This window comes from Xanthobacter autotrophicus (genome assembly GCF_029991245.1).
GTDB classification, from domain to species: Bacteria; Pseudomonadota; Alphaproteobacteria; order Rhizobiales; family Xanthobacteraceae; genus Xanthobacter; species Xanthobacter autotrophicus_C.
In genome coordinates, this window is record NZ_JAIVFO010000015.1 from 38,106 (window position 1) to 46,525 (window position 8,420).

General features: G+C 69.3%; 7 protein-coding genes and 1 tRNA gene. 6 read left to right on the forward strand and 2 right to left on the reverse strand.

Annotated elements, in window-relative coordinates; genetic code table 11:
* Nucleotides 1–49: 49 nt before the first annotated feature.
* Both thpR and K9U41_RS04870 read left to right on the forward strand, forming a co-directional pair.
* Nucleotides 50–583 carry an RNA 2',3'-cyclic phosphodiesterase gene (thpR, locus tag K9U41_RS04865; protein WP_282639733.1) on the forward strand — a complete coding sequence of 178 codons (534 nt, stop codon included), beginning with the start codon at nt 50–52 and terminating at the stop codon, nt 581–583.
* A 52-nt stretch (nt 584–635) separates the two neighbouring features.
* Nucleotides 636–1,037 (forward strand): YkvA family protein, encoded by a 402-nt coding sequence (locus K9U41_RS04870; RefSeq protein WP_432715728.1) that lies wholly within the window; start codon nt 636–638, stop codon nt 1,035–1,037.
* Nucleotides 1,038–1,079: 42 nt separating this feature from the next.
* Here the strand turns inward: K9U41_RS04870 and K9U41_RS04875 are convergent, their stop codons facing one another.
* The gene (locus K9U41_RS04875; RefSeq protein ID WP_282639735.1) at nt 1,080–2,060 is read right to left on the reverse strand and encodes an NADPH:quinone oxidoreductase family protein; all 981 of its coding nucleotides are present in this window, start codon (nt 2,058–2,060) and stop codon (nt 1,080–1,082) included.
* Nucleotides 2,061–2,544: 484 nt separating this feature from the next.
* On the opposite strand from K9U41_RS04875, the gene K9U41_RS04880 reads away from it, so the two are divergent.
* The 4 genes from K9U41_RS04880 to K9U41_RS04895 all read left to right on the forward strand — a co-directional run bounded on the left by K9U41_RS04880 (nt 2,545) and on the right by K9U41_RS04895 (nt 5,333).
* Nucleotides 2,545–3,066: an invasion associated locus B family protein gene (locus K9U41_RS04880; protein WP_282639736.1), complete on the forward strand. Its 522-nt coding sequence runs from the start codon at nt 2,545–2,547 to the stop codon at nt 3,064–3,066.
* Nucleotides 3,067–3,252: 186 nt separating this feature from the next.
* The gene (mnmA, locus tag K9U41_RS04885; RefSeq protein ID WP_282639737.1) at nt 3,253–4,422 is read left to right on the forward strand and encodes a tRNA 2-thiouridine(34) synthase MnmA; all 1,170 of its coding nucleotides are present in this window, start codon (nt 3,253–3,255) and stop codon (nt 4,420–4,422) included.
* 74 nt (nt 4,423–4,496) lie between these two features.
* Nucleotides 4,497–5,141 (forward strand): class I SAM-dependent methyltransferase, encoded by a 645-nt coding sequence (locus K9U41_RS04890; RefSeq protein WP_282639738.1) that lies wholly within the window; start codon nt 4,497–4,499, stop codon nt 5,139–5,141.
* Nucleotides 5,142–5,256: 115 nt separating this feature from the next.
* A tRNA-Met gene (locus tag K9U41_RS04895) sits at nt 5,257–5,333 on the forward strand.
* Nucleotides 5,334–5,548: 215 nt separating this feature from the next.
* On the opposite strand, the gene K9U41_RS04900 is transcribed toward K9U41_RS04895, so the two are convergent.
* Nucleotides 5,549–8,149: a diguanylate cyclase gene (locus K9U41_RS04900; protein WP_282639739.1), complete on the reverse strand. Its 2,601-nt coding sequence runs from the start codon at nt 8,147–8,149 to the stop codon at nt 5,549–5,551.
* Nucleotides 8,150–8,420: the final 271 nt, after the last annotated feature.

Genomic DNA, 8,420 nt, shown 5'->3' on the forward strand with positions numbered 1-8,420 from the left:
CTGCCAGAGCCGACCCATCGCAGCGGGTCGACCGATCGCGGAGGGTTTCATGCCGCGACTGTTCACCGCCATCGAGATCCCCCGCGAGGTCGGGCTCGGCCTGTCGCTGCTGCGCGGCGGGCTTTCCGGCGCCCGCTGGATCGATCCCGAGAACTACCACGTGACCCTGCGGTTCGTGGGCGACGTGGATGACGCCACCGGCCGCGACATCATGCTGATGCTCGGCCAGGTGCGCCGGCCCGCCTTCGACCTGACGCTGGACGGCATCGACCAGTTCGGCGGCCACAAGCCGCGGGCGGTGTTCGCGGCGGTGAAGGCCAGTGCCGCCCTCATGGAGCTGCAGGCCGAGCAGGAGCGCATCATGCAGCGCCTCGGCCTCGGCGCGGAGGGGCGCAACTTCAAGCCCCACGTCACCCTCGCCCGGCTGCGGGACGCCTCCTCGCGGCAGGTGGCCGACTATCTCGCCACCCGAGGCCATTATCGCAGCCCCGCCTTCCACGTGCCGCGATTCGTCCTGTTCTCCTCACGCGATTCGGTGGGCGGCGGCCCCTATCTGGTGGAAGCGGCCTATCCGCTGCTGTAAGTGCGCACCGCGGAGGTCTTGCGGGCGGGCGAACCCTTCCCAAATGGTGGTCATGACCAGCACCACCTTGGGTAACGATGCGTTGGGCGACGACGGCCTATCCCCCGACGAGCGGGAGCAGGCGGCGCGCGACGAACGGAGCGTGCGCCGCGGCTTCTGGACCAAGATCAAGGCCACCGCTGTCCGCATCCCCTTCGCGGAAGATGCCATCGCGAGCTATTACGCCGCGTTCGACCGCAAGACGCCGCTCAGGGTGCGCGCGACACTGATGGCCGCGCTCGCCTATTTCGTGCTGCCGCTCGACGTGATGCCGGACCTCTTCCCCCTCATCGGATTCACCGACGACACGGCGGTGCTGATGGCGGCACTGAAGCTGCTGTCGGGCCATGTGACGCCCGACCACTACACCGCCGCCCGCGACGCCCTGACCCGCCTCAAGGACGAAAAGAGCTGAGTCCCGCTGGCGACGCCGCCGACCGCGCGCGTCACCGCCTCCTTACCGGCCGGTGGTGAGCACGACCTTGCCCTTGACGCGGCGCCCGGCGATCTCGCCCAGCGCATCGACGCAGCGTTCCAGCGGGAAGGTCTTGTCCACATGGGCGGAGATGCGACCTGTACGCGCATGCTCCATCAACTCGGCCACCACGCCGGCGAGCCAGGCCGGATCGCTGCGGGCCACCGAGCCGAAGGCCACGCCGCGCGCGTCGCAATTCTTCAGCAGCAGCAGGTTGAGCGGGATCTTCGGGATCTCGCCGGCGGCGAACCCCACCACCAGGAAACGGCCGAGGGAACCCAGCGCCCGCAGCGCCTGCTCGGCCATGTCGCCGCCCACCGGATCATAGACCACGTCGAGGCCGTTCGAGCCGCCGAAGGCCTTGAGCGCGGCCTTGAGGTCGCCCTGGGCATAGTCGAAGCCCTCGTCGGCCCCATGGGCCATGGCGAAGGCCACCTTCTCGGCGGACGAGGCGCAGGCGAGGATGCGTGCGCCCATGATGCGCCCGATCTCCACCGCCGCGAGCCCGACCCCGCCCGAGGCCCCGAGCACGGCGAGGCTCTCGCCGGCCTTCAGGTTGCCGCGTTCGCGCAGGGCGTAGAGCGAGGTGCCGTAGGTGACGATGAGGCCGGCCGCCTTCACGAGGTCGAGGTCGTCCGGCACCCGCGCCAGGAACTGGGCCGGGACCACCACCTTCTCGCGCGCGGCGCCGTGGGTGACATAGCCGCACACCCGCTCGCCCACGGCGAAGCCGGCGACGCCCTCGCCCAGCGCCGCCACGTGGCCGGCGAACTCGGCGCCCGGCGAGAACGGCAGGGCCGGCTTGACCTGGTAGAGATCGCGGATGATCAGCGTGTCGAAGAAATTGAGCCCGATGGCCGAGACCTCGACCACCACCTCGCCCGGTCCCGGCACAGGATCCGGCAGATCCTGGATTTCGAGGGCGTCGGGGGGACCATGGCGCACGCAGATGACCGCTTTCATGGACTCACCTTCTGTCACGGTGGATCGCGAGACGGGTTACCAAAATTTAACCCCGTGCCGCAAAAGCTCCGGATACACATTCGTTCCCCAACGGCAGAGAGGCGCCATCCCCCCTGGCCCGCGCCAAGGGATCGCCGGGCCACCTTGCCGCGCAAAGCCGCGCGCCGCTTCGAATCATTGCGCGGCACGACGATCGCCTCAGGCGGAGCGGAGCCTTTGGTTTATGAAAACGCAAGACGTACCTGCCATTTTTCGACCGCCACTTTTTTGACTGCCTGCGCCGCTACCCGATGGCGGCCACGCTTCGAGAGCGGGACGTGTCTGGACGAAAACGCCTTGCGCTTTCGCCTGAACACTGAATCCGTCTCTCTTCACTGAGTTAGAAGGCGATTTGCGGATGGGATGGAACCGGAACCGTTTCGATCTCCCTGGATCGTACTCTCGTCCGGCTCGCCTGAAGGGCCTTGGTGAAATAGGAGAAGCCATGACGCTTCCTCGTGTCCATCCGACGCTGCTGGGCGTGTTTCTCGCCTGCGCGCTTGCCGCCCCCGCCGGCGCGCAGGGACAGCCCCAGTCCAAGTCCGTGGCGCAGTTCGGGGATTGGAGCGTCTACGTCTCCACCGTCAGCCCCAAGGTGTGCTACGCCATCTCCCAGCCGAAGAGCCGCGCGCCGGAAGGCCTGAAGCGCGACCCGGCGTTTTTCTTCGTCTCCACCCGCCCGAGCGAGAACGTGAAGAATGAGGTGACCGTCACCATGGGCTTCCCGCTGAAGGAAGGCTCCGACGCGACGCTCACCGTCGGCAGCATGACGCTGCAGCTCTACACCAAGAATGAAGGCGCCTGGGTGCGCAACGTGGCGGACGAGGCCAAGCTGGTGGATGCCATGCGCCGCGGCAAGGACCTCCAGGTTGTCTCCACCTCCCTGCGCGGCAACCCCACCACCGACAAATACTCCCTGACCGGCCTGGGTCAGGCCCTCGACCGGGCGGCGCAGGAGTGCAAATGACGCCGGATTGAAGGGACGCTGGTTGAAGGTGACGCGGAAGCACACAGGACGGAGCCGGGCGCGTTCGAACCGCATTCGGCCCCGATTTCGCCTTGCTCCCATGGCCTGAAGGATGCGAGCCATTTGCACCTTCATCCGGCGCGGCCTAACCTGCGCCAGCTGCAGCCGGGCAAGCATCACACGACCATGACCGACCTTCCCCTTCTCGATACCGACGGCGACCCCGCCTCCACCCGCGTTGTGGTGGCCATGTCGGGCGGGGTGGATTCGTCCGTGGTGGCCGGGCTCTATGCCCGCGCCGGCTATGACGTGGTGGGCGTCACCCTCCAGCTCTACGACCATGGCGAGGCCGCCCACCGGCGCGGCGCCTGCTGCGCGGGGCAGGACATCTACGACGCCAGCGAAGTGGCGCGCACCCTGGGCATTCCCCACTACGTGCTCGACTACGAAAGCCGCTTCAAGGAAGAGGTGATCGACCGCTTCGCCGCCAGCTACGCCTCGGGCGTCACCCCCATTCCCTGCGTGGACTGCAACCGCACGGTGAAGTTCCGCGACCTGCTCGCCACCGCCGAGGAGCTGGGCGCGCGCTATCTCGCCACCGGCCATTATGTGGCCAGCCGGGCGCTGCCGGACGGCCGGCGCGGCCTCTACCGGGCGGCGGAAGAGGCGCGCGACCAGTCCTATTTCCTCTATGCCACCACCGCCGCCCAGCTGGAGCGCCTGCGCTTCCCCCTTGGCGAGATGCGGAAGGCGGACGTGCGGGCGCTGGCGGCCGGGTTCGGCCTGCCCGTGGCGGACAAGCCGGACAGCCAGGACATCTGCTTCGTGCCCGGCGGCGACTATGCCCAGGTGGTGCAGCGCCTGCGGCCCGAAGCCGCCGAGCCGGGCGACATCGTGCATCTGGACGGCCGCGTGCTCGGCCGCCATCGCGGCGTCATGCACTACACCATCGGCCAGCGGAAGGGCTTGGGCATCGCCACGCCGGAGCCGCTCTATGTCATCGCCATCGACGCGACGCGGCAGGAAGTGCGGGTCGGCCCGCGCACGGCGCTCACGGTCAGCGCCATCGCCATCGACGACGTGAACTGGCTGGGCGACATGCCCTTCGCCGAGGCATTGGCGCGGCAGGCGGACGTTTACGTGAAGGTGCGGTCCACCCGACCACCGGTGCCGGCGCATCTTGCGCGCGGTGCGGATGGCACGCCGGCGGTGCATCTGGCGGTAGGTGAAGAAGGCGTTGCGCCGGGACAGGCCTGCGTGCTCTACGATGACGCCGGAACGGCCGCCCGCCTTCTCGGCGGCGGCACCATCATGCGGGCGGAACGGGTGGCGAAGAGCGTCGCCGAAGTGGCCTGAGTGAAGTGGCCCGAATGAAGTGGCCTGAGGCAACGGCCCAACGGACGGGCCTTCGCGGCCAGGAGAGACTGAGAATGGCGGTCCAGTACGATCTTGAGGGACAGAAGCGCGCCTACGCCAAGTGGGCGCCCATCTATGACAAGGTCTATGTGAAGCTGCTGGCGGACGCCCAGCGCAAGGCCGCCACCGCCGCCGCCGCCTGCGGCCCGCGCATCCTGGAAGTGGGCGTGGGCACCGGGCTGGTGCTGCCCTATTACCCCAAGGGCACGCAGGTGACCGGCATCGACCTGTCGTTCCACATGCTGCAGAAGGCGGTGGACAAGAAGGTGGAACGCGCCCTGTCGCAGGTCGGCCTGCTCGCCGCCATGGACGCCTGCAACCTGGGCTTTGCCGACGAAAGCTTCAACGCCGTCACCGTGCCCTTCGTCATCACCCTGGTGCCGGACCCGGAAGGCGCCCTCGACGAGATGTACCGGGTGCTGAAGCCGGGCGGCGAGATCGTGATCGCCTCCAAGCTCGGCGCGGACGAGGGCACCGCCATGCATATCGAGGCGGCGCTGGCCCCGCTGGTGAAGAAGGTGGGCTGGAGCATCGCCTTCAAGGCGAGCCGCCTGCGCAACTGGGCGGCGCGCTACCCCGACATGGAAGTGATCGAGATTTCGCCGGTGTTCCCGGTGGGCTTCTTCAAGCTGGTGCGCATCAAGAAGCGGGCGCGCTGATCCAGCCTCGGCGGGACCGGTGGAGCGGTGGAAATCGGGTGCGGAGCAGCGTTCCGCGCCCTCCGCTTTCTTGACACCCGCGCCGCGCCGCCCCTATATGCGCGTCTCTCCGCGTGGCAGCGTAGCTCAGTTGGTGAGAGCGCCGGATTCATAACCCGGAGGTCGGCGGTTCAAATCCGCCCGCTGCTACCACATACCTTCCTTTCCGCGATCCGCACAGCCGTCCTGCCCGCCCCGTGCTCACGCGCGTTCGCCGGCCGGGGTCGAAAAGCTGCATGCGTAATGGCGGCGATGGGGTGAGAGCGAAGCCGCCGCCTCCATCACCCCGGATCGGGGGCTCAGGCCGGACAGCTTGCGCACGCCGGGGCGGCCTCTTGGGGGCGGCCTTTTACCGGCAGTGAAAGCCGTCACTCCACCGCGTGCAGGGTCGGCACGTCCGGCCGTCCCGCCGCATCCGGCGCGACGGCGCTCACCACCACCTGGTCGCGCCCCAGCGCCTTGGCGCGGTAGAGGGCCGCGTCGGCGGCGACGATCAGGTCGTCCGGCCGGCTGACGTGGTCGGGAAAGGCCGCGACGCCGATGGAGGCGGTGATGCCGTCCAGCACCCCGCCCGACCACAGCACGCGCAGGCTGCGCACCGCCTGGAGCAGGTGGTCGGCCACCGCCAGCGCCCCGTCCGGCGCGGTATTGGGCAGCAGCAGCAGGAATTCCTCGCCGCCATAGCGGGCGATGATGTCGCTCTGGCGGGTATTGGCGCGCAGCACGTCGCCGATGGCGCGCAGCACCGCGTCCCCCGCCTCGTGGCTGTAGGTGTCGTTGATCTGCTTGAAATGGTCGAGGTCGATGAGCGCCACGGACAGCGGCCGCCCGTCGCCCGCGACGCCGGCGATCTGGAGCGCCAGCGCATCCTCCACGAAACGGCGGTTGCCGAGGCCGGTGAGGGGATCGCGCAATGCCTGGCCGCGCAATTGTTCCCGCAGGTCGATGTTGGCGAGGGCGAGGGACACCTGCTCGGCCAGCATGGTGGCAAGCTGGACGCCCGAGGTGCTGGCCGCCCTTTCCGCCGGCTCGCGATAGAACAGGCCCAGCAGGCGGTTGCGCGCGATCAGCGGCTGGCACACATGATCGGGAGCCACGGCATCGTCGACAGCGTGGGCCACGTGGTCGCAGACAAGGCCCCGGCTCGCCTCGGAGACCGGGAAGGCCTGCCCCCGGCGCAGCGCCCAGCAGGCATCCGGGGTGAAGGCGGCCACGTCGGCCCGGGGCTCCCCCCAGCGGCTGCCGCGCACCACCTGGTCCCGCGTGCGGTTGAGCACGTAGAGGGCGCCGGCCTCGTCGGGAAACAGCCGCGCCGCATAGGCCTGGACCGAGGCGAAGACCTCGTCCATGGACTGGCAGGATTGCAGGATGGAACTCAGCTCGGCGAGGAGCGTGATCTCCATGGTGCGGGCCTCGGCGGCACCGACGAGGCGGGTGAGATGGGCATTGGCCTCGTGCAGCGCGCGCTCGTGGCTGCGCCGCTCGGCCTCCACCGCGAGCGCGTCGGTCTTGTCCTGCATCACCCACAGCACGTCGCCGTCGCCCCGGCGCCCCTGGAGGAACAGGGGACGCCCGAAGGCATCCACCACGACCGGCGGGCGATCGGGACAGCTGAGGTGCAGTTCGAGCGCGGCGGTTCCGCCGGCGGCGATGGCGGCGAGGGCCGCCTCGAATGCGGCGGCATCCTCCGGCCGCGCCGCCAGATCGGCGAGATCGAGACCGGCCAGGGCCTCCGGCGCGCGGCCGCACAATTCCCCCATGCGGTGATTGCCGCGCACCACCTCCCGCCCGTGGGTGAACAGGATGCCGGCGAGCGGATTTTCCACCAGCGCCCGCTGCTCCGCATCGAGCGCGCCGAGGCTGCGGGAGAGCCGGCCCGCGCGCATGAGCGACAGCGCCATGCCCCCCAGCAGCAGGCTGATGACCGAGCCGCTCGCCAGCACCACGACGGGAATGGTCTGGTCGGCCTCGTAGCTCGATCCCGCCCGCGCGGCGAAATGGAGCAGCCAGAGCCGGTCGCCCACCACCAGGGACCGCTCGGCGGCGATGCCGATGGGCACCTCCGCCACCGGCGTCACCACCTGGAGGTTGGGCTCTCGGCTGTCATAAAGCAGCACCGCGGCGGCGGCCGGGTCCGCCGGCTCGGCCGTGACCGCGCCCTCGGTGGTCACCCGCGCATAGCCGCGGTCGAGCACCCGCACGTTCATCTGCTGGAGGGTGCGCGCGTCGAGCACGCCGCGCATGAGGTCATTGGCGCGATAGACGGCGGCGGCATAGCCGAGCAGGGCGTTGCGGCGCTGCTCCACGGTGGCGGTCAACTCCCCCGCCTTGTAGAGCGGCGCGCGCAGGATGAAGCCAAGCCCGCCGCTCTCATCCTGCAGCAGCTTGACCGGCGGCGTGGCGACGATGCGCCCGGTGTCCCCGCCGCGCACCAGGCTGTCGAGCTGCGCGGGGTTCGAGCCCACATCGAAGCCCATCACCCGCTCGTTGCCCCGCATGGGCTCCACGAACTGGATGACGTTGTAGACCGGGCGCGGCCCGGCCGGATGGACGGTGTAATTCGGCTGGCCGCGCGGATCCACGCTGGTATCGGCGCGCGCCTCGGCGACGAAGGCGTCGAGGCCGCCCGGCGTCACGTGACGGAGCACCTGGAGCGCCTCGAAGCCCGGATAGCGGCGCACGAGGTCGAGCACGTCCACATAGCGCTGGAACTGGGCGCGATCGATGCGCCCCACCGAGGCGTAGAGCCCCTGCATGCTCACCAGCACCTCGGCATGGGCCCGCACGCGCTCGCCCACGGCCGACGCCATTTCGGCGGCTTCGGCCGAGAAGCGGCTCTGGGTATTGGACTGGATGACGTGCCGTGCGAGGGACCCGGCTGCCCAGGTCACCCCAAGGCCGGCGACAACGATCGCCCCCGCCACGGCGCCCGCCCGCCAGCTCAGCAGCTTCCGGTCCTGAAGTCCCATGGCGCGCTGTTCCCCTCGAGCATTTTCGAGCGAAGTAGATACCCGTTCGCGTGAAAAAACGCGTCAACACGCGACTCTGAGCGATTGCCGTATGCCGATGCGAACGGAAAACGCTCCATGGTGATGTGACAAACGCGGGGCAGACGTGTGCATATAAACCAGAAGGCGACAGAGTGCACAATTACCGCTTCGCATTGCAGCATGGGGCCGGCCGGGCGGTGACCGGAAGGCCATCCCCACTCCCCTCCCCCTGTCTCTTATACCCATCTGA